General features: G+C 34.0%; 18 protein-coding genes. 13 read left to right on the top strand and 5 right to left on the bottom strand.

Annotation, left to right across the window (positions count from 1 at the left end; all coding sequences use genetic code 11):
* Nucleotides 1-11 precede the first annotated feature (11 nt).
* The 4 genes from MHH66_RS24155 to MHH66_RS24140 form a co-directional block, all read right to left on the bottom strand.
* Nucleotides 12-1970, bottom strand: a complete 1959-nt coding sequence (locus tag MHH66_RS24155; protein WP_063218170.1) for an FtsX-like permease family protein — start codon at nt 1968-1970, stop codon at nt 12-14.
* 79 nt (nt 1971-2049) lie between these two features.
* Complete coding sequence (locus MHH66_RS24150; RefSeq protein WP_078184706.1) at nt 2050-4020, bottom strand: FtsX-like permease family protein; 1971 nt, start codon at nt 4018-4020, stop codon at nt 2050-2052.
* A 94-nt stretch (nt 4021-4114) separates the two neighbouring features.
* A complete protein-coding gene (locus MHH66_RS24145) occupies nt 4115-5137 on the bottom strand; it encodes a sensor histidine kinase (RefSeq protein ID WP_002167488.1) in 1023 nt (340 codons plus the stop codon).
* 2 nt (nt 5138-5139) lie between these two features.
* Nucleotides 5140-5835 carry a response regulator transcription factor gene (locus MHH66_RS24140; RefSeq protein ID WP_000276730.1) on the bottom strand — a complete coding sequence of 232 codons (696 nt, stop codon included), beginning with the start codon at nt 5833-5835 and terminating at the stop codon, nt 5140-5142.
* Nucleotides 5836-6249: 414 nt separating this feature from the next.
* On the opposite strand from MHH66_RS24140, the gene MHH66_RS24135 reads away from it, so the two are divergent.
* The 4 genes from MHH66_RS24135 (at nt 6250) to MHH66_RS24120 (ending at nt 9583) form a co-directional block, all read left to right on the top strand.
* The gene (locus MHH66_RS24135) at nt 6250-6522 is read left to right on the top strand and encodes an autorepressor SdpR family transcription factor (protein WP_001070538.1); all 273 of its coding nucleotides are present in this window, start codon (nt 6250-6252) and stop codon (nt 6520-6522) included.
* On the top strand, nt 6519-7157 hold the full coding sequence (locus MHH66_RS24130; protein WP_078184705.1) for an SdpI family protein: 639 nt from the start codon (nt 6519-6521) through the stop codon (nt 7155-7157). Before MHH66_RS24135 ends, MHH66_RS24130 begins: the two co-directional genes overlap by 4 nt.
* Before the next feature lie 145 nt (nt 7158-7302).
* The gene (locus tag MHH66_RS24125; RefSeq protein WP_002167491.1) at nt 7303-8019 is read left to right on the top strand and encodes an ABC transporter ATP-binding protein; all 717 of its coding nucleotides are present in this window, start codon (nt 7303-7305) and stop codon (nt 8017-8019) included.
* Nucleotides 8009-9583, top strand: a complete 1575-nt coding sequence (locus tag MHH66_RS24120) for a putative ABC transporter permease subunit (RefSeq protein ID WP_078184704.1) — start codon at nt 8009-8011, stop codon at nt 9581-9583. Before MHH66_RS24125 ends, MHH66_RS24120 begins: the two co-directional genes overlap by 11 nt.
* 65 nt (nt 9584-9648) lie before the next feature.
* Here the strand turns inward: MHH66_RS24120 and MHH66_RS24115 are convergent, their stop codons facing one another.
* On the bottom strand, nt 9649-10521 hold the full coding sequence (locus MHH66_RS24115) for an AraC family transcriptional regulator (RefSeq protein ID WP_063218166.1): 873 nt from the start codon (nt 10519-10521) through the stop codon (nt 9649-9651).
* A 306-nt stretch (nt 10522-10827) separates the two neighbouring features.
* Here MHH66_RS24115 and MHH66_RS24110 point away from each other — a divergent pair, with 306 nt between their 5' ends.
* From MHH66_RS24110 to MHH66_RS24070, 9 genes are all read left to right on the top strand, one after another.
* Entirely contained in the window at nt 10828-11598 is a 771-nt protein-coding gene (locus MHH66_RS24110; RefSeq protein ID WP_078184703.1) for an ABC transporter ATP-binding protein, read from the top strand.
* Nucleotides 11585-13534 carry an ABC transporter permease gene (locus tag MHH66_RS24105; protein ID WP_033707248.1) on the top strand — a complete coding sequence of 650 codons (1950 nt, stop codon included), beginning with the start codon at nt 11585-11587 and terminating at the stop codon, nt 13532-13534. The genes MHH66_RS24110 and MHH66_RS24105 overlap by 14 nt, the downstream gene beginning before the upstream one ends.
* Before the next feature lie 143 nt (nt 13535-13677).
* Nucleotides 13678-14256, top strand: a complete 579-nt coding sequence (locus MHH66_RS24100; RefSeq protein ID WP_002123387.1) for a class I SAM-dependent methyltransferase — start codon at nt 13678-13680, stop codon at nt 14254-14256.
* Nucleotides 14256-14870: a DedA family protein gene (locus MHH66_RS24095; protein WP_078184702.1), complete on the top strand. Its 615-nt coding sequence runs from the start codon at nt 14256-14258 to the stop codon at nt 14868-14870. Before MHH66_RS24100 ends, MHH66_RS24095 begins: the two co-directional genes overlap by 1 nt.
* 28 nt (nt 14871-14898) lie before the next feature.
* On the top strand, nt 14899-15600 hold the full coding sequence (locus MHH66_RS24090) for a response regulator transcription factor (RefSeq protein ID WP_002164891.1): 702 nt from the start codon (nt 14899-14901) through the stop codon (nt 15598-15600).
* On the top strand, nt 15584-17092 hold the full coding sequence (locus MHH66_RS24085; protein WP_063218165.1) for a sensor histidine kinase: 1509 nt from the start codon (nt 15584-15586) through the stop codon (nt 17090-17092). Before MHH66_RS24090 ends, MHH66_RS24085 begins: the two co-directional genes overlap by 17 nt.
* A 143-nt stretch (nt 17093-17235) precedes the next feature.
* The gene (locus tag MHH66_RS24080) at nt 17236-17601 is read left to right on the top strand and encodes a YxeA family protein (RefSeq protein WP_078184722.1); all 366 of its coding nucleotides are present in this window, start codon (nt 17236-17238) and stop codon (nt 17599-17601) included.
* Between the two features lie 194 nt (nt 17602-17795).
* Entirely contained in the window at nt 17796-18566 is a 771-nt protein-coding gene (gene mreC, locus MHH66_RS24075; RefSeq protein ID WP_078184701.1) for a rod shape-determining protein MreC, read from the top strand.
* Nucleotides 18567-18822: 256 nt separating this feature from the next.
* Nucleotides 18823-19584 (top strand): ABC transporter ATP-binding protein, encoded by a 762-nt coding sequence (locus MHH66_RS24070; protein WP_078184700.1) that lies wholly within the window; start codon nt 18823-18825, stop codon nt 19582-19584.
* Nucleotides 19585-19598 lie beyond the last annotated feature (14 nt).

Below are 19598 nucleotides of genomic sequence, written 5' to 3'. Positions count from 1 at the left end.
CCTTTCTATTTTTAAAACTTAATATGTTGTGATAACTTTTGCATATAAAAGGAACGAATTAAAAGGAAAAAGAGAATTTCAACCGTTCCAAAAATCATAAGCACGACTGTAATTTCAGCGAAGAACGAGAGATTTAATACATCTTGTAGCATCTTTGTCGCAAACATCGTATGGATGGATGCCATAATGTAAGGGACGAAGAATAAAATAGCAAGTTGGATTGTAGCAGATTGCTTCATCTCAGTTTCTGTTAAACCAATTTTTGTAATCGTTATATACTTTTCTTGCTCATTTGTTAAATCTGTATACATTCGGAAGTAAAGAACACTGCCAGCACCAATAAAGAAAATAACGCCAAGGAAAGTTCCGATTAAGAAAAAGGAAGCAACATTTAGTTTCTTGTTGTATAAAGAGTCACTTGCTTCACTTGCGTGGAACGGTGGATGTTCTGCCTGAATAGCTGCATTGTCATTATCAATTTTTGTTATAAATGCTGAACCGATATTATGTGCCTTTTCCCAATCTGGAACTTTGAAGCTATATACACTCATCTGTTTTGAAGCGGTTGATAAAGCTTCTACATTTTCATCAGATAATACGAGAAGTTGTGATATTAAGCTATTCGGGAAAGGGTTATAACTTTTATATTCTTTCACTTGTAGATGTAAAGAGTTTTGAGTAAGTGTCAGAGTATTTCTCTTTTCTTGATCAAAAACTGTTCCAATGAATTGATCATCTATGTCTTTAATAAGGATATAAGACTCATTATTACTTACGGTGAGCGTTTCCAAATTTAATGCTTTAGCAAGTACATTATAGTCACTTTGTTTAATTGCATAATAGAGCTGCGCGTTATCTTCTGCCGAAGACACTTCATATATATCCGTTTTAAATTTCTTATAAGCAAACTGCTCTTCGTTAAATTTTTGTTCTAACCAATTTAAATGTTCATCAGCTAACGTATTTTCAGTATGTGATAAATAAGTAAATGGGAAAGGGTTTTTCCTTATTTCATCAAACTTTGTGAATTTCCCAAACCCATATAAGAATGTAATCATTGTGAAAGCGAGTGTCGATAACATCGTCACGATAAAGAGCATGTTAATATTTGTCCGAATCCGAGTTGCTAAATCAGAAACCCAAAGCATATTAATACGTTTCATATAAAATTTTCTTCTCGTCTTTAATATGCGAATGAGTAAGAAGCTAATTTGTGAGAAGAAAAAATATGTCCCAGCTGCAGCAAGTGATGGGATGACAAATATACAGGAGGCAGCGTACAAAAGCCCAGCGATATCTCCTAGTGACATAAAATATAGTGGGTTTGCTGCTAAAACATATCCAGATATTAAACATATCGCACCAAAGAGAGAGATGAGTACAGATGCTTTTCTTTCTTTTTGTTTTGTTCCTTCTTTTAAAAGACGTACAGCTTTTCTCGTACGGATTAGCATCGGTGTAAAAGATGATACGAGAATGAAGAGTCCAAGAAAGATAACTATAGTTAAAACGATAGCAGCTGTAGGCCACCAATATAAATATAAACCAGGCACATGCGTAATTTTGGCGGTAATTAATAAAAAGAACTGTGAAAAGACAAGGCCAAATTGAATGCCGAAAAATATGGATAGGCCACCAATTAGCATGTTTTCTAGAAATACGAGCCTCTTTAATTGCTTTGGAGATATGCCAAGTACTGTTAAAATCCCGAACTGTTTTTTTCGTACTTTTAAGAAAGTACCGATTGAATATAGTAAAAAGAAAAATGAAAAGAATACAATGACAACTTCTGAGATTGTCATTAATATGTTCAGAGCAGCATTCACGCCTGTCATATGCAATTTAGGATGAAATAAATAAACTGCAAACGAGAAGAAAATTGCAATGGAAAACGCACTACTTACAAAATAGGCGAAATAAGCTCTGGCGTTCCGCGTCACGTTTTTAAATGCAAACTGCCAAAATGTCATGCGCCTAAACCTCCTAATAGAGTGAAGAAGAAAAGGATATAAGAGATACCCTTTTCCTGTACTAATATATTCATAAAACTTAACCATTCGTATACTCTGATAACTTTTGCATGTAAAAGGAACGAATGAATAAGAAAAAGACGATTTCAACTATGCCAAAAATAATAAGAACGGCTGAAATTTCTTTGAATAGTGATAAATCAATTACATCTTGAAGCATTTTTGTTGCGAACATTGTATGAATGGATGCCATAACATATGGAACGAAAAATAAAATGCTAAGTTGAATGGTTGCAGATCGTTTCATCTCTGCATTTGTTACACCAATTTTTGAAATTGCTACATATTTTTCTTGTTCGTTCGTTAAATCTGTATACATTCTGAAGTAAAGAACGCTACCTGCTCCAATAAAGAAAATGACACCTAAGAATGTCCCGATTAGGAAGTATGCAGCACTTCCTGATGTGATTCTATATAATGAGTCTGCTGATTCATAGGGGCGGATAAGGGGGCCTTCGTATTGGAATTCCTGTCGATCTTTTTGTATTTTTTTCATAAAATCATTAGCAATTTTATACGTCTTTTCCCAATTTTGTACGTTATAATTGTACGCTGATATATGCTTTGTTGTACTTGGTAAGTTGTTTACAACAACATCAGGTAAAATTAAAGTTTGATATGAAAAGTTAGATGGAATGGCCCCTACTTGTTCATAGCCCTTTACTTGTAATATCGTATTTGTGCTAGAAAGTGTAATGGATTTTCTATTGAAGCTTGGCTCAAATTGGCTAAATAAGGTGAAATAAGCGCTATCGCTTAAGACATATGCTTCGTTATCGCTCATGAATAGTTGTTTCATTCGTAGGGAAGCTGCAAGCTTATTATAGTCACTTTGTTTCATTGCATAGACGTCATTGTAAGCCGTTATACCTTCATCTTCTTTCAGTGGTGTTTCATATAAATCAGCTTCTATCTTTTTATAAGAGAAATTTTCTTTTTGTAACTGCTGTTCAAGCCAAGTTAAATGCTTGTTAGCAAAAGGATTTGCGTCATATGAAAAATAAGAAAATGGAAAAGGTGAACTTCTCGTAACATCTAGCTTTGTAAACTTTCCAAATCCATATAGAAATGTAATCATTGTGAAGGCTATTGTAGATAGCATCGCTACAATAAAAAGCATATTGATATTCGTGCGAATACGACTTGCTAAATCCGAAATCCAAAGCATATTAATACGTTTCATATAAAAATTTCTTCTTTTCTTTAAAATATAAATAAGTAAGAAACTAATTTGAGAAAAGAAAAAATATGTCCCAATTGTAACAAGTGCTGGAATCACAAAAATACTTGAAACCATATATATAACGCCTACTTGCGGGTTTATTGAGAAAAAATATTTAGGGTTTACAGCTAAAATATAACCACCTAATAAACAGATAGCACCAAATAGAGAAATGGATATGGATGGTTTTCTTTCTTTTTGTTTTACATTGTTTGTTTTTAAAAGGTGCACTGCTTTTTTTGTTCGAATAAGCATTGGTGTGAATGCAGATACAGCGATAAAGAGACCAAGAAACACAATCGTTGTTAAAATGAAAGCATTCGTAGGTATATATAAATATATCCCTGGTAGGTGTGTAATTTTCGCTGTCACTAATAAGAAAAATTGTGAAAATACAAATCCAAACTGCATACCGAAAAAGATAGATAAAATACCAATTAGCATATTTTCAGTGAAAACGAGTCGATGTAATTGCTTTTTTGATATACCTAAAACAGTTAAAATCCCAAATTGCTTTTTACGAACCTTTAAAAACGATCCGATTGAATAGAGTAAAAAAAAGAACGAGAACAAAACAATAACAACTTCTGAAAAAATCATTAATCCTGAAATTTCAGAGATCATAGTGGAATTTTGTAATTTTGGATGAAACAAATAAACAGCGAATGAAAAGAACACAGCAATGGAAAAGGAACTGCTTAAAAAATAGGCAAAATAAGCTCTTGAGTTGCGCGTTACATTTTTAAATGCAAACTGCCAAAATGTCATAATATATGCCTCCCGTTAGCAGGCCGATATGTAGTCTTATTGCAAAAAATGTATGAGAGTAAGTTCTCATACATTTTGCTAGCATATGTTATGGTCATGCTTCGGTCACCTTCTCCGTGTTTTCTGCTTGATTGTTTGCAGCGTTGTGGAAGATGATTTTAATCGTCGTTCCTTTACCAACTTCAGAGTCTAGTTTCACAGAGTGACCTAAATAATCACAAATTTTACTTACAATATAAAGCCCCATACCAGTAGATTCTCCGAATGCACGACCGTTTTTTCCAGTGTAAAAAGGTTCAAATACTCTTCGAATATCTTCTTGCGGAATACCAACGCCTTCGTCACGAACTTCCAAAATAATATCTTTACCATTGCGATAAGCTGATAAGAAAACTTTCTTTCCGCGCTCACCAGAGTAGCGAACTGCATTTGTCATTAACTGATAAATGATGAACTTTAGCCATTTCGCATCAGAAGCAACCTTTAAATCTGAATGAACTTCTAAAACGGGGAAGACTCCGTTTCGAATGAATAATTCTTTCAACCCGTTAATATTTTTTGTTACAGCATCTTTTAATGAAATCGTCTCAACATGGAAGTCCTCATGGAAGTTATTTAATCTTGCCATGTATAAAGCCATATCGAGCCCTTGATTTAATCGCTCTAGCTCTTTTTTGAATTTAGGGATTAAATGCTCATCTTCCATTTCAAGCACCATAAGCTGCATAACAGAAACAGGCGTTTTCATTTGATGTACCCAATGGTTAATAAATAATTGGTGTTCTTGCTGTTTTACTTCGAATGTTTGTAGGTCTTTTTGGAATAGGCGATATTGCGTACGAACGAGCTCGTTTACACTGTGGGGCATAGGAGCAGTCGCTCTTTCAATAAACGCATCTTCCATTTTCTCTGGTGGTTCACTTAATCTGTGGTACATTCTACGGTTACGAACGTAACGATAAGCGAGGAAACAGATGAATAAGTATAAGCTTAAAACGATGAAGTAAAACTTATTATTTTGAAATCCGTCTACTGCATCATAAAGAACGAAAATGATTCCGAAGTTTAATACATATAGTAGGAAAAATGCAAAATGATCACGTAAAAATAGCTTCATGTTTATTCACTCCAAGTTGCGTTAAAACGATACCCAAGTCCACGTACTGTTTCAATAGCATTTTCAATACCAAGCTCATTGAACTTTTTACGAAGACGCGTGATGTTTACGTTTAATGTATTTTCCTCAACGAAGCTTTCGTCGTCCCAAAGAGCGGCTAGTAAATCTTCACGACTCGCTGTACGCGGGAATTTAGATAATAGCATTTCTGCTAAAATTGCTTCTTTCTTCGTTAAAAGAACTTGCTCAGCTCCAAAATGAATTTCTGGACGCTCAGGGAATAGTTTTAGTCCTTCAACCTCAACGATACGTTCAGAAATATTTGGTGCATAATCACCGTAAATACGGCGTAATTGACCTTTGATTTTCGCCATTACAACGTCGTAGTGGAACGGCTTCGTAATATAATCATCCGCACCGCTTTCAATCGCCATAATTTGTTCCATTTCACCAGCACGAGCTGAAATGAAAATAATTGGACAAGTAGATTCATGACGAATTTGACGGCACCAGTAGAAACCATCGAATTTCGGTAAGTTTACATCAAGTAAAACAAGATGTGGTTTCACGGCGTTAAACGATTCCATAATATCATCGAAGTTCTCCGCAACAACAGCATCATAGCCATATTTTTGAATGTGAGATTGTAATAATGATGAAATATTTGGATCGTCTTCAACGATTAAAATTTTATACATATGTATATTCCTCCTAAAAAAACAATTGTAGCTATAGTGTATCATGTGTTTCAAGTCTTTTCATTATGTTGAAATGAGAGCTATATAAATATAAAAGTTTAAAAGACGACATAGAACTTGTCTTTTTAGGGGAGAGAGAGGATCCAGCCATGCATAGAAGCGTTCAGAGCCTTTTTTGCCCCGTACGAAGTAAAAACAAAGAAATCAAATGAATAGGCTTTCCTTTTTTGTTATACATAGCATAGTTGTGGCGTATTTATATGATGAAAGATTAAACAGGATTTATATAGTAAACAGTATGGGTCAAAAGTGGAAAAAGTAAAAAGGGCCTTATATATAATTGACAATTGACTGAAATCATTTTAACATTTAGATAAATATCTAAATGTCTAATTAGTGAAAGGAAGAAAGACATTGAATCAAGCATTCAAAGCATTAGCAGACCCAACAAGGCGAAAAATTTTAGATTTATTAAAAGAAGGCGATTTAACAGCTGGGGAAATTGCTGAACAGTTCAACATGACAAAGCCAAGTATTTCACACCACTTAAATGCACTTAAAAATGCTGAACTTATTCAAGATGAAAAAAGAGGGCAATTCGTTGTGTACTCTTTGAACACAACTGTCTTTCAAGATTTATTGACTTGGGTGTTTACATTTACAAATAAGGGGGAAGAGGGGAAATGAAAAAGCATCTTTTTGCAATTATATTAATTCTTATAACTTGTATAGCTTGGGCGTTTGCTTGGCCACATTTGCCAGAAGAAGTTCCGAGTCATTGGAACATTGCTGGTGAAGTAGATGGATATATGTCAAAAATGGGAATGATGATTTTTGATGTAGCAATTATGGTTTTTATATATGTATTAGTGACTGTATTACCTAAGATCGATCCGAAGTACGATAACTATAAAAAATTTCCTAAAGCACTTGGAAGGATAAATGGAGCAATTTTATTTTTCTTATTTACTATTAATATGATGACACTAGCAAATGGTTTAGGATATAACGTTCCAATTGGAATTGTTGTGAACATAATGGTCGGTATCCTTTTCGTTGTACTCGGCAATTATATGCAGCAATGTAAACCAAATTTCTTCATAGGTATTAAGACACCATGGACTTTAAGTAGTGAAAATGTATGGAGAAAAACGCATAGGATAGGATCAAAGATTATGATGATTGGTGGTATTGTAATCATATTTTCCTCGTTTCTTCCGGGAATGTGGAAGATGATTTGTTTGTTAAGCGTTGTCGTTGTACTGGTTGTTGGTACGATGATATATTCATATGTAGTTTATAAAAAAGAAATGCAATTGTGAACTGTACTAGTCAAATTTTATATTTATAGTTTCTATGTGTTAAGAAATTTTAATACTCAGTGGGGATAACGAAAAAGCTCGCTGAGTAAATTTTTCACTTTTAGGTCTGAAAATTCAGTTAAAAAGATAGTTTGGGGGAAATCACATGTTAGAAATTATAAATTTTAGTAAGACATACAAAGGTGGAAAAAAAGCAGTAGATCAGTTAAATATTACTGTTCAAGCAGGAGATATCTTTGGATTTATTGGGCATAACGGTGCGGGAAAAAGTACAACAATTAAGTCGTTAGTTGGAGTTATAGATTTTGAAGAGGGTGAAATTTTTGTTGATGGATATTCAGTAAAAAAGGATCCGATTGCATGTAAGAGAGTAGTGGCGTATATTCCCGATAATCCAGATTTATATGAGCAATTAACAGGAATTCAATATTTAAACTTTGTTGCGGATGTGTTTAAAGTGTCTGCAAAAGATCGGGAAAAGGAGATACAAAAGTATGGAGATGCTTTTGAGATTACACCGTACCTAGGTGATTTAATATCTTCTTATTCACATGGTATGAAACAAAAAGTGGCGATTATATCAGCGGTTTTGCATAAACCGAAATTATTAGTTTTAGATGAACCTTTCGTTGGTCTTGATCCAAAGGCTGCTGTAGTGTTGAAAGGTATTATGAAGGAGCTTTGTGAAAAGGGAAGTGCGATTTTCTTTTCTACGCATGTTTTAGATGTGGCGGAGAAGTTATGTAATAAAATAGCGATGATTAATAGAGGGAAATTAGCACTTTCAGGGGAAGTGAATTCTTTAATAAAGGAAGGTTCATTGGAAGAGCTCTTTATGAAGGAGCTTGCTAATGAATATTAGTAGTCTAGATCTTTTAAAAATCCGCTTGATAACACAGCTTGGTTTAAATACTTTTAAATACGAAAAAGATAAAAAGAAGAAGCAGAATAAGATTTTGTTGTCAGTGTCTATTGCCTTGGTGGGTGTCATGTTAATGCTATATTGTGGTGCCTCAGCATATGGGTTGGTGAAACTAGGAATAAGTGAAATTATCCCAGTTTATGCATTAGTTATTAGCAGTGTATTGACGTTGTTTTTCACTATATTTAAGGCAAACGGAGAGATTTTTGCCTTTAAGGACTACGACCTTTTAATGTCATTACCGATTCGTGTAAGTACTGTTATTACAAGTAGGTTTTTGTATTTATATTTGCTGAATACGATCTTTTCAATCATAATCATGCTACCAATGGGAGTTGTTTATGGCATACATGAGAAGCCATCAGTTTCTTTTTACTTTATGTGGTTCATCAGTATGTTTATAGCATCTTTAATTCCAACAACAATCGCAGCGGTCTTTGGAGCTGCGATTACGGCAATCGCTTCTAAATTTAAAAATACGAATAAAATAACTACGATTTTAAGTTTCATAGTAATGATTACATTCGGTTTCTTTATGCTAAAAAACGGAAATGCTCAATATAGCCTTAATGATATGAACGGGATTGGTGCAATTGTTTCGGAGCAATTAACTAAAGTGTATCCATTAGCTAACATGTTTCAAAAAGCAATTGTTCATGCTGATATTGTAGCTTTCATCCTATTCGTTGGGATATCAGTTATTTGGTATTATCTTTTTGTAAAAATACTTTCGTTAAAATATAAGCAAATAAATACAGAGATTACCACTTATCATATGCTTTCAAATTATGAGATTCATGGCATGAGAAAAGAAAGTGTATTGGTCGCATTGTATAAAAAAGAGCTGAAACGTTTCTTCTCTTCTACAGTGTATGTCATAAATAGTGGAATGGGAGTCGTGATGGCGATAGCTTTCTCGCTAGCTATAGTTGTAGTAGGACCAAGGCAATTAATAGCGTACCCTGGAATTGAGACCCTGTTGCAAAAGGTTGCGCCATTTGCTATTGCAGCAGCGATTTCGATGACGTGCACAACATGTGTGTCATTGTCATTAGAAGGAAAAAATGTATGGATTATTAAGTCGTTACCTATTACGCCAAAGATGATTTATGACAGTAAAATACTTATGAATCTTTCATTAAGTATACCTGCATCACTTATTAGTGCCGTATTACTGATAATAGGGTTAAAACTAGATGTTTGGAGTTCTCTTTTCATCGTAATAACACCGATAACATATTCATTCTTTTCGGCAGTATGGGGGATTTTTATTAATAATCGATTTGGTTATTATGATTGGGTATCAGAAACTCAAATAGTAAAACAAAGTGTAGGATCGTTTGTCGGTATGTTTGGTGGCTTAATTATGGCTGTTATACCTGCTTTGTTAATCGGTACTGAGGCTATCTCGAACTACAGGGTATTTACTTTTGGAGTTATTATAGTGCTTGCAATTATTACTATTTTCTTGTATAAGAACGAGTCGAGAAGAAGTATAAAATAAGAAGCTGCTTTTCCTTTAAAGAGGAAGAGCAGCTTCTTTATTTTGAAAAATTTTAGACCTTTATATTACTTTTTTAAAACAGGTACCCATATCTCGCTTCTGAAATTCGGCGATGATACGTCTTTACTTTCATTCCACAATATTTCCGGTCCTTCCGCTAGTTCATAGTTCGAAGAAGGGAACCATTCGGAATAAATACGTCCCCACACATTTTGTAATGCATCAGGAAATGGACCGACAGCTTCAAATATAGCCCATGTTGAATTTGCGACTTCAAGTTGTTTGAATTGCTTTGGACAATCTTTCGTTGTGGCTACTCCAATATAGTGATCGAGTTCGCCTTTTTCCTCCATTCTTCCTTCAGAAAAATTCGTAGAAGCACTAATAATTCCGGTAGGTTCAATATTTGAAAGGGACTTTAATGTTTCGATTGATTGGCTGTCTAAACTTTTCCACATAGAAGCAATTTCTTCGTTTACACCGTTAAAAACAATCGGTACTCGTTTTTGTATACCAATGATTTGAAATGGCCCTTTTTCTTCAATTCGATAGTTCATTTCATTTCCTCCTTGAATGGATAGTTGGAAGGTCATTGGTGAATAAGCTTTCAAAGAACGACTAGTACTTCGAGCTTCTGAAGGCGTTATTCCGTGCAAATTTTGAAATGCACGTGTAAATGAATCTGGTGAGTTGTAGCCATATTTTATAGCGACATCAATGACTTTTGCATTGCTATCTTTTAGTTCAAAGACAGCAAGCGTAAGACGTCTACAGCGAATATATTCTGATAGTGATATGCCAGCTAAAAAAGAAAACATTCTTTTGAAATGATATTCGGAGCAGAGAGCTATTTTTGCTACTTCTTTAAAATCAATTTCGTGTGTAAGGTTGTCTTCAATATACTGCATTGCCGCATTCATATTTTTAAGTGAATCCATTATATGACCTCCTCTATAAATAGAATATCAGGAACAAAATAGCTCCATCCGATATTTCGTGCACAGCTTTGTAGGGTGCATTTTTAACCTTACAAAATTGTAATGTTCCTGTAAGGAGAATGAATGGATGGCATGATATCCCAATGCTATAGTAACAAAGTACTTTCATTCAGTAGGTTAAATTTTTATGTCTTTACTTATGTGCCTTACATAACTGTCATGTTTGTGTAAGAAACATCGATAGTGGCAAGAGTAGAGAGTGTATATAGTTGAAAATAGAGAATAGAAGAAATGAGGGATGTCGAGATGAAAACAGTGTTAGAAGCAAAAAATATTGAAAAAGTGTATGACACAGGTGGTAATAAATTTGCAGCTTTAAAAGGTATTAACTTACAAGTAAAAGAAGGGGAGTTCGTTGGAATTATGGGACCTTCTGGTTCTGGTAAGACGACTCTTTTAAATGTCCTTTCTACAATTGATAATGCGACGAACGGTGAAATTTTAATTGATGGAAAAGATATCGTGAAGATGAATGATGATAAGTTGGCGTTATTCCGCCGTGATCATTTGGGATTCATTTTCCAAGATTATAACTTATTAGATACGTTAACGGTAAAAGAAAATATTGCTTTACCACTTGCGTTATCAAAGGTGAAGGCTAATGAAATTGATCGCCGTGTTCTTGAAATCTCGAAGAAGTTCGGTATTGATCATATTTTAAGTCAGTTCCCATATCAAGTATCTGGTGGACAGAAGCAGCGCTGCGCAGCATCGCGTGCAATCGTTACAAGTCCTAGTATGATTTTCGGAGACGAGCCGACTGGAGCACTTGATTCAAAATCGGCAACAGACTTACTAGAAAGTATGAAGTCGTTAAATGAATATGATAACTCTACAATTTTAATGGTAACGCATGATGCGTTTGCCGCAAGTTACTGTAAACGAGTTATTTTCATTAAAGACGGTGAGTTATATAAAGAATTGCACCGCGGCGAATCAACACGTAAACAGTTCTTCCAAAAAGTCGTTGACGTAATGTCTTCCATTTCTGGAGGTATGGCTGATGACCTTATCTAGCATTGCCCTCCGCAACATACAGCGGAACTTTAAAGACTACTTTGTATATTTTGCATCTATGATTTTTAGTATTGTAATTTACTTTACATTTAAAGCACTACAATATAATTCGCAAATGGAAAAAGCTGCGGAAGGTTCTAAAAAAATTAGCGGTGCGTTTCAAGTTTCAAGTGTCATGCTAATCATCTTCGTAGCGGTGTTCATTATATATTCGAACGGTTTCTTTACACGGAAGCGTAAAAAAGAAGTTGGGCTATATTCGTTACTAGGTATTCGAAAAAGACAGATCGGTAAAATGCTCTTTTATGAAAATATGTTAATGGGATTAATGTCTTTAATTATTGGGATTGCGATTGGTAGCGTCCTTTCAAAACTATTCCTTGAACTACTAGTAAGTATGATGGGGTTAAACTTAAACGTTCATTTTGAAGTACCGATGGCTGCCATTATTGATACAGCAATTATTTTCTTTGTGATTATTTTATATACATCACTCCAAGGGTATCGTTTAATTTATCGCTTTAAGTTAATTGAACTTTTCCGCGCAGAACGTGAAGGAGAAGCAATGCCAAAAGGATCTGTCATTATGGCATTAATTTCAGTTTTCTTAATCGGTTCAGGTTATTTCTTAGCGTTAATGTTTATGAAGGCAATTATGTATGCAAACTTTATGGCAGTTGCACTTTATATTTTACTTGCGACAGTATTAGGTACGTACTTACTATTTATGTTCTTTACTGTATTCGTATTGAAACGTGCAAGAAATAATAAATCATCGTTTTATAACGGTATGAATATGGTAACGACGTCACAGCTACTATATCGTATTAAAGGGAATGCAAAGTCACTTGCGACAATTTCTATTTTAAGTGCGGTAACATTAACAGCAGTTGGTACGTCAGTTACGATGTATTACAATACATTTACACAATCAAAAGCAGTTGCACCATACAGCTACTCTTATGAGAAGAAAGATGCAGAACTAGATAAGAAAGTAAATGCGATTTTTGCTGAGGAAAAAGAGAATCATCCTGTAAAAGATCAATTTGAAGCTGAGATGGTTCCTGTAAAAGGAAAGTTTGAAGGAGTTAAAGTCGATTTCATCTTTAATATGAACTACAGTATCTCAGAGAAATATCAATTTATATCTCAATCTGAATTTAATAAACTTGCTAAAAAAATCGATGTAGAAACAGTGAATATAGCTGCCGGTGAAGCCTTTATATATGATAGTTCTTATATTGAAGGGTATGAGTTTAGCCCTGAATATAAAGGAAATAAAGCGGTATTCCAAATTGGAAATGAAACGAAGACATTGACGATCCAAGGTGCAAATAATAATGCAATTACGAACTTAGGTGAATTAGTTGTTGTCGTTCCAGATGAAATGTATGAACAAGCGAAGCAAGCATTTGGAACACGTGTTGTGAAAAATATTGATGTAAAAGATGAAAGAAACAGTAAAGTATTAACAGAAAAATTAACAAAAGTGATGCCAGCTGGTGAATCAGAAATGGCACCACCATTTAGAGACTTCTATACTGGTTTCCATATGGGACTTGAAGCAACTGGACTAATGATGTTCATCGGAATGTTCTTAGGGCTTGTATTCTTACTAGCAACAGGTTCTATCATTTACTTTAAACAATTAACAGAAGCAAATGCTGATCGTGAGCGTTATGTTGTACTTCGTAAAGTCGGGGTAACGAAACAGGAAATGAAAAAAGCTATCGCAAAACAAGTAAGCTTTATCTTTGCGATTCCGTTAGTAATCGGAATTCTACACAGCTTGTTTGCATTAAAAGGTTTAGGGAACATACTACCGTTTGAAATTATGATTCCGCTCCTAATTAGTATCGGAGTATACGGTGTCATTTATATCGGATATTACTTCTTAACAGTTCGCTCTTATTATAAGATTGTGAGTGCGAAGTAATAAGGGAGCAGCTATCGCTATAGGCGGTAGCTGTTTTTTTATTCTTCATAAAATCTTAAGAAATCTCCTCAATTTTTATTAAGAAACGATAGTTATACTTAAACACAAGTTAAAAACTATTGAACGAATGGGGATAGATTTACATGCAACTCATAACATTCTTACATGAATTTATTAAACACCCGAAACATACTGGTGCGATTGCGCCAAGTTCAAAAATATTAGCAAAGAAAATGGTAGATGTAATTGATTTTAATAGAGCGAAGTGCATTGTGGAATTAGGTCCTGGTACAGGAGTCTTTACGAAAGAAATTATGAAGCGAAAGAAGAAGGAGACAATATTTCTTCTTATCGAAATTAATGAAGTGTTTTTCAAAGAGCTAAAGAGAAAATTTAAAGATGAGCAGAATGTCATTGTTGTACATGGTTCAGCTGAAAATATAAAGACGTATATGGAAGAGCTCAATATAGAATGCATTGATTACGTCTTATCAGGATTGCCTTTCACATCTTTACCAGAAGAGGTTTCAAAACGCATTTTAAACAACGCAATGGAAGCGATACATGAGAGTGGTGAATTCATTACATTTCAATATTCACTTGTAAAAAAAGGATTTATACAGCATTTCTTCCCTGAAATTACACTAGAAAAAGTTTGGTTTAATTTCCCGCCAGCCTACGTCTTTAGCTGTAAAAAAGAGCTAAGGGGAGCATATGCATAATGGAGCTACATGAATTAATATCATACATTGAGCAGTATGGTTATTGGGCACTATTTTTTTGTTTATGGCTTGGTATTATCGGTATGCCGATTCCAGATGAAATGATTGTAATGAGTGGTGGATTTGTATCTTCATTAGGCGTATTAAGCGTCATTCCTGCGTTTTTATTAACATATTTAGGCGTTGTATCTGGGCTTTCTTTAGGTTACATACTAGGGAAAATATTTGGCATAAGAGTGCTTAAAAAATTGATGAAAAAGAAGAAGGCGAAGTACCTTTTAAAATCACAAGAGATAGTAGGGAAATATGGTCATTATGCATTAGTAATAAGTTATTTTATCCCCGTTGTGAGACATATCGTACCGTATTTAGTAGGAATGAATAACATGTCATTTAAAACGTATGCGATTTATTCATATGTAACAGGATTTATTTGGACGTTAGTTTACTTTGTGCTAGGCTCTATATTTGGAAAGCATATAGAAATGATAGTAACCCTTGTGACCGAGTATGGTATATATTTTGGTGGCATCGTTATCATAGTTTCTAGTATTTCTTATGTGTATATGCATAAGAAGAATGCGGTAGTGAGTGAAATAAAGCAAAATTCATAGTTTGGTAAATGATGCTGGAGGAGATTTTGTGAGTAAAGGAACGATACTTATCGTGGACGATGAGAAGGAAATTAGAAAACTTATCGCCATCTATTTGAAGAATGAAGGTTACGAAGTATTACAAGCTGGAGATGGTGAAGAGGGGTTAGAAATAGTAAGGAAAAGAGACGTGCATCTAATTGTACTTGATATTATGATGCCGAAAATAGATGGTATTCATATGTGTATGAAAGTGAGAGAAATAGCGGAAATGCCCATTATTATGCTGTCGGCAAAAACGCAAGATATGGACAAGATTTTAGGGTTAACAACTGGAGCAGACGATTACGTAGCAAAACCATTTAATCCACTTGAACTCATTGCTCGTATTAAATCACAACTTCGGAGATATATGAAAATGAGCGGGGCAAGTGTAAAAGATGAAAATGTATTTGAAGTTGGAGATATAAAGATAAATATAGCAACGCGGCAGGTCATTATTGCAAATGAAGAGGTGAAATTGACACCGAGAGAGTTTGAGGTATTAGAATTGCTTGCACGAAATCAAGGAATGGTATTAAATGCAGAGCAAATTTATGAAAGAGTATGGAAAGAGCAAGCTTTCCAATCCGATAATACTGTGATGGTACATATTCGGAAAATACGTGAAAAGATAGAGGCAATTCCAAGAAAGCCTCGTTACATTAAAACAATATGGGGAGTTGGCTACAAGATTGAGAAAGATATTTGAACCGATAATATGGATGAATCAAGTTTTTAAAAAAATGATAGGTAAAACAGTTAGTTATTTGCAAAAGAGTATACGTGTACAGCTAATTACTACATTTACTTTCTGTACATTACTTGGTGTATTAGTAGGGTGGTCTTCATCTTCCTTTTTCGAGGATGCGAATAAAATTTCTATCATTGATTATGCATCAGGTATGGAAGCCATTGATGGACAGACACAAAGGCTTGTTGAAAGTATGACAGAAGAGGGTAAGGAAATTAATATACAAGAACTGCTTGATCAATTGAATCATCAAAATCAATTGAAGGTTTTAATAATAGATGAGAATGGGAAAGTGGTTTATAAAACAAAGGGAGCACCGGAAGAACAGATTAATCTTCATGAGACGATGCGTAATGTAATGGATTTTAAAATGGATCAAGTACGATATGTAGAGGCACAGAATTTAATTCAAGATAGAGCTGAACAAAAGCGTAAGGAGTTTACAACCTTTTATCCAGTTACTGTTAATACGAAAAATATGTATATCATTGCAAGTGGTATACCACAAGGAAATGTAAAGTATGTAGTGAACGGTAGTAGTCCATTCCCATCTTTACTAGGTTTTATTACTTTTCTACTTTCTTTCTTTTATATAACGAAAAGGAAGATGAATCAGATTGAAGCAATGGCAGAAGGAGTAAGAGAGTTTTCGAAAGGGAACTTACAATACAAAATCAAACAGGCAGGTCAAGATGAAATAGGTGTATTAACTTCAAATATTAATCAAATGGCAGAAAAGCTTTTGGCTAATATAGAAAAAGAAAAACAAATAGAGAAACAAAAAAGTGAATTGATTACAAATGTATCACATGATTTAAGAACACCACTTACTTCTATTATGGGGTATTTACGCTTACTAGGTGATGCGAAATATGAAAATAAAGAACAGCATGATGAGTATATAAAAATTGCTTTTTCAAAATCAGAGCAGTTGAAGATGTTAATAGAGGATTTGTTTGAGTATACAAAACTAACAGATGAAAATATGGTGTTAGATTCACAAGAAGTGTGTATGAATGAACTACTTGATCAGTTAATAGAAGAGCTAGTACCACAAGCGGAGGAACATAATCTTTCATTCGTGAAAAAATTTCAGGAAGATCGTATATATGCCGTTGTGGACTCGGAAAAAATGGTGCGTGTGTTTGAAAACCTCTTAATAAATGCAATTAAATACAGTATAGATAAAGCAGAAATTCAAGTTTCACTTCAAAGAGAAGAACAGCATATCAAAATTTCTATAGCGAATCATAGTGAAGAATTTACAAAAACAGAATTGGAGAATTTGTTTGAGCGTTTTTATAAAAAAGATCAATCGAGAAGTAGAGCTGTAGAAGGTTCAGGCTTGGGGCTTGCAATTGCAAAAAGCATTGTTGAATTGCACAAAGGAGAAATTCGAGCGGAATATGAAAATGGGGTTATTCAATTTATTATCTTATTGCCAATTTAATTAGAAGGGCATTAGAAATATCGGTTACCTTCTAATTAGGGAAGAATGAGAGATAGTGTTGCTATTGATTTAGAGAGAGTCTTATTCCATTATTCAGGTGGATGTTGACTAATAAAACAGAGAAGTGGAGAATCGAAAGTTATATGAAAAAATTAAGCGCGTTTATGATATTGATTATAGTTGGAATTATATTACTTGTAGTGAAAGGTGGACCAATTGTAGATCAAATGAATCCATTTATTAAAGAAGATTTTTATTATGCTGTTGTCGACAGTGATGGGGAATATGAAGCCAAAAGTAATGGTTTTGGTAGATGGAATTATAAATTTAAAGGATATGATGAATCTGGTAAAGAACAAAAAATTGTGATGACTTCTTCAAAACATTTACGAATAGGGGCATATTTAAAGGTTAAATCTAAAGGGACTTATGGTATGAAATGGGAAGAAATACAAGATGACGAAATACCCGCTAAAGCAAAAGAAAAAGTAACAATAAAACATAAGTAGTTATAGAAATTATAAGTTGCATTCAATGGATAAAGTAACGAACAAGCTTCGAATATAGTGGCAGTATGTGATAATCTCTAAATTTTTTATAAAGAAGATAAAGATTATCTGAACTTTAGCTAAACTGCATTTCTTCTGTATACAACTACTAGTATTCTATATTGTGTAGATAAAAAATGGTAAGGAGTAACAGGATGATTATGCAGGCTTCTAAGAGGAAAATATTATTATTTCTTTCAATTATTCTTTTTGTTTTATTGATGATATATGTATGTACGAATAATAGGCATGTACAAAATATTGTTCACAATATAGAAGACATTTATAAAGTATATAAAGAGAATCAATTATTGCAAGAAAAAATCGAGAATCAAGAATCGTTAAAGAGTAAAGTGCAAATGTTAAGTGGGGAGAAAGAAAACCTTACTAAGCTTATCAACAAGACGAGAGAATTAAAGGAACAAGGAAAATACAATTTAATTCAAGCTACAGTAGTAAGGCGCGTAGCAGAAGATTGGTATGGGAAAATCGCTCTTAATAGAGGGGTACAACATGGTGTAAAGGTTGATATGGCTGTTATGACGGTGAGTGGTCTTATTGGAAAGGTAGAGAGTGTAGATCAATTTACATCTATTGTGAAATTAATTACGAAAGATGAACGAACAAATCGTTTAGCAATCACCCTCCAAAATAACTCATCCATTTTAGGATTTGTTACAGGGTATGATAAGGAAAAACAAGCTCTTCGAATTGATAATATTCCATCAGATAAAGCGAAAGAAATAAAAATAGGTGATAGCATTATTACCTCTGAATTGAGCCAGAAAATACCACCTGGTCTTGAAGTAGCAGAGGTAATAGATCAAGAGCCGGATAAATATGGTCTTGCACATATTATTTATGCAAAACCAAAGGCGAATTTATATGATTTAGAAGATGTCATTTTAGTAGAACCTAAAGGTTAGTAAAGTATAGATGAATATCATTTCTTTTTTTAGGTAGAGTAAGATTGAGAGGAGAAATAAAGTCTTTATTTCTTACTCAAAAATAGAATATAGAAATCAAAAGTCCCAAGCTATTCGCTTTGGGGCTTTTTCATATTCTTAAAGAAATGTTAAGAATATCCGCTGCTATTTATTAAGAAATGCTATCTATACTTAGAAATGGGTTAAGAAATGCTCGGAAAATAAAAATAGGAAAAAGAAATGTAGGAGGATATAAATGACAGCATCAGTTGTAGAAGTAAAGAATGTACAAAAGGTATACGGTAAAAAAGGTGAGAGCCAATCGCATGCACTAAAGAATGTATCGTTCTCGATTCAAGAGGGTGAATTCGTTGGGATTATGGGACCATCTGGTTCAGGAAAAACAACATTATTGAATGTAATTTCTACATTAGATAAAGCGACAGGTGGAATTGTTGAAATTGCTGGAACAGATATTACGAAAATGAAGCAAGGGGAATTATCTGATTTTCGCTCAGAGAAACTAGGGTTTATCTTTCAAGATTTTAACTTACTTGAAAATTTATCAATCTATGAAAACATTGCATTACCGCTTTCTCTGCAAGGTGTTCATTCGAAAAGAATTGGATTAAAGGTGAAAAAGGTAGCAGAGATGTTAGGAATTTCAGAGATTCTTCAAAAATATCCGTCCGAAGTATCTGGTGGACAAAAACAACGTTCGGCGGCGGCTCGTGCACTTGTACATGAGCCAGCAATAATTTTAGGAGATGAGCCAACAGGAGCGCTTGATTCTAAAAATGCGAAAAGTTTATTAGAGGCGATGACCAACTTAAATGAAGAGCAGGATGTTTCAATTATGATGGTTACACATGATCCATTTAGTGCGAGTTACTGCCGACGTATTTTATTCATCCAAGACGGAGAACTGTATAAAGAAATTTATCGCAGAGGTACTTGTGAAGAGTTTTATAAAGAAATTTTAGATGTGCTTGCAGATTTAGGCACACAAAAAGCATAAGAAAGAAGGTTCAA

It is taken from the genome of Bacillus sp. FSL H8-0492 (assembly GCF_038006145.1).
Taxonomy (GTDB): Bacteria; Bacillota; Bacilli; order Bacillales; family Bacillaceae_G; genus Bacillus_A; species Bacillus_A mycoides.
This window is presented reverse-complemented; position numbering and strand designations above follow the sequence as displayed.

Bases quoted from the DNA above. Each gene is read 5' to 3' on its own strand.
- MHH66_RS24155 (WP_063218170.1), bottom strand. From the start codon at position 1,970: ATGACATTTTGGCAGTTTGCATTTAAAAACGTGACGCGGAACGCCAGA.
- MHH66_RS24150 (WP_078184706.1), bottom strand. From the start codon at position 4,020: ATGACATTTTGGCAGTTTGCATTTAAAAATGTAACGCGCAACTCAAGA.
- MHH66_RS24145 (WP_002167488.1), bottom strand. From the start codon at position 5,137: ATGAAGCTATTTTTACGTGATCATTTTGCATTTTTCCTACTATATGTA.
- MHH66_RS24140 (WP_000276730.1), bottom strand. From the start codon at position 5,835: ATGTATAAAATTTTAATCGTTGAAGACGATCCAAATATTTCATCATTA.
- MHH66_RS24130 (WP_078184705.1), top strand. From the start codon at position 6,519: ATGAAAAAGCATCTTTTTGCAATTATATTAATTCTTATAACTTGTATA.
- MHH66_RS24125 (WP_002167491.1), top strand. From the start codon at position 7,303: ATGTTAGAAATTATAAATTTTAGTAAGACATACAAAGGTGGAAAAAAA.
- MHH66_RS24120 (WP_078184704.1), top strand. From the start codon at position 8,009: ATGAATATTAGTAGTCTAGATCTTTTAAAAATCCGCTTGATAACACAG.
- MHH66_RS24115 (WP_063218166.1), bottom strand. From the start codon at position 10,521: ATGGATTCACTTAAAAATATGAATGCGGCAATGCAGTATATTGAAGAC.
- MHH66_RS24110 (WP_078184703.1), top strand. From the start codon at position 10,828: ATGAAAACAGTGTTAGAAGCAAAAAATATTGAAAAAGTGTATGACACA.
- MHH66_RS24105 (WP_033707248.1), top strand. From the start codon at position 11,585: ATGACCTTATCTAGCATTGCCCTCCGCAACATACAGCGGAACTTTAAA.
- MHH66_RS24100 (WP_002123387.1), top strand. From the start codon at position 13,678: ATGCAACTCATAACATTCTTACATGAATTTATTAAACACCCGAAACAT.
- MHH66_RS24095 (WP_078184702.1), top strand. From the start codon at position 14,256: ATGGAGCTACATGAATTAATATCATACATTGAGCAGTATGGTTATTGG.
- MHH66_RS24080 (WP_078184722.1), top strand. From the start codon at position 17,236: ATGAAAAAATTAAGCGCGTTTATGATATTGATTATAGTTGGAATTATA.
- mreC (WP_078184701.1), top strand. From the start codon at position 17,796: ATGATTATGCAGGCTTCTAAGAGGAAAATATTATTATTTCTTTCAATT.
- MHH66_RS24070 (WP_078184700.1), top strand. From the start codon at position 18,823: ATGACAGCATCAGTTGTAGAAGTAAAGAATGTACAAAAGGTATACGGT.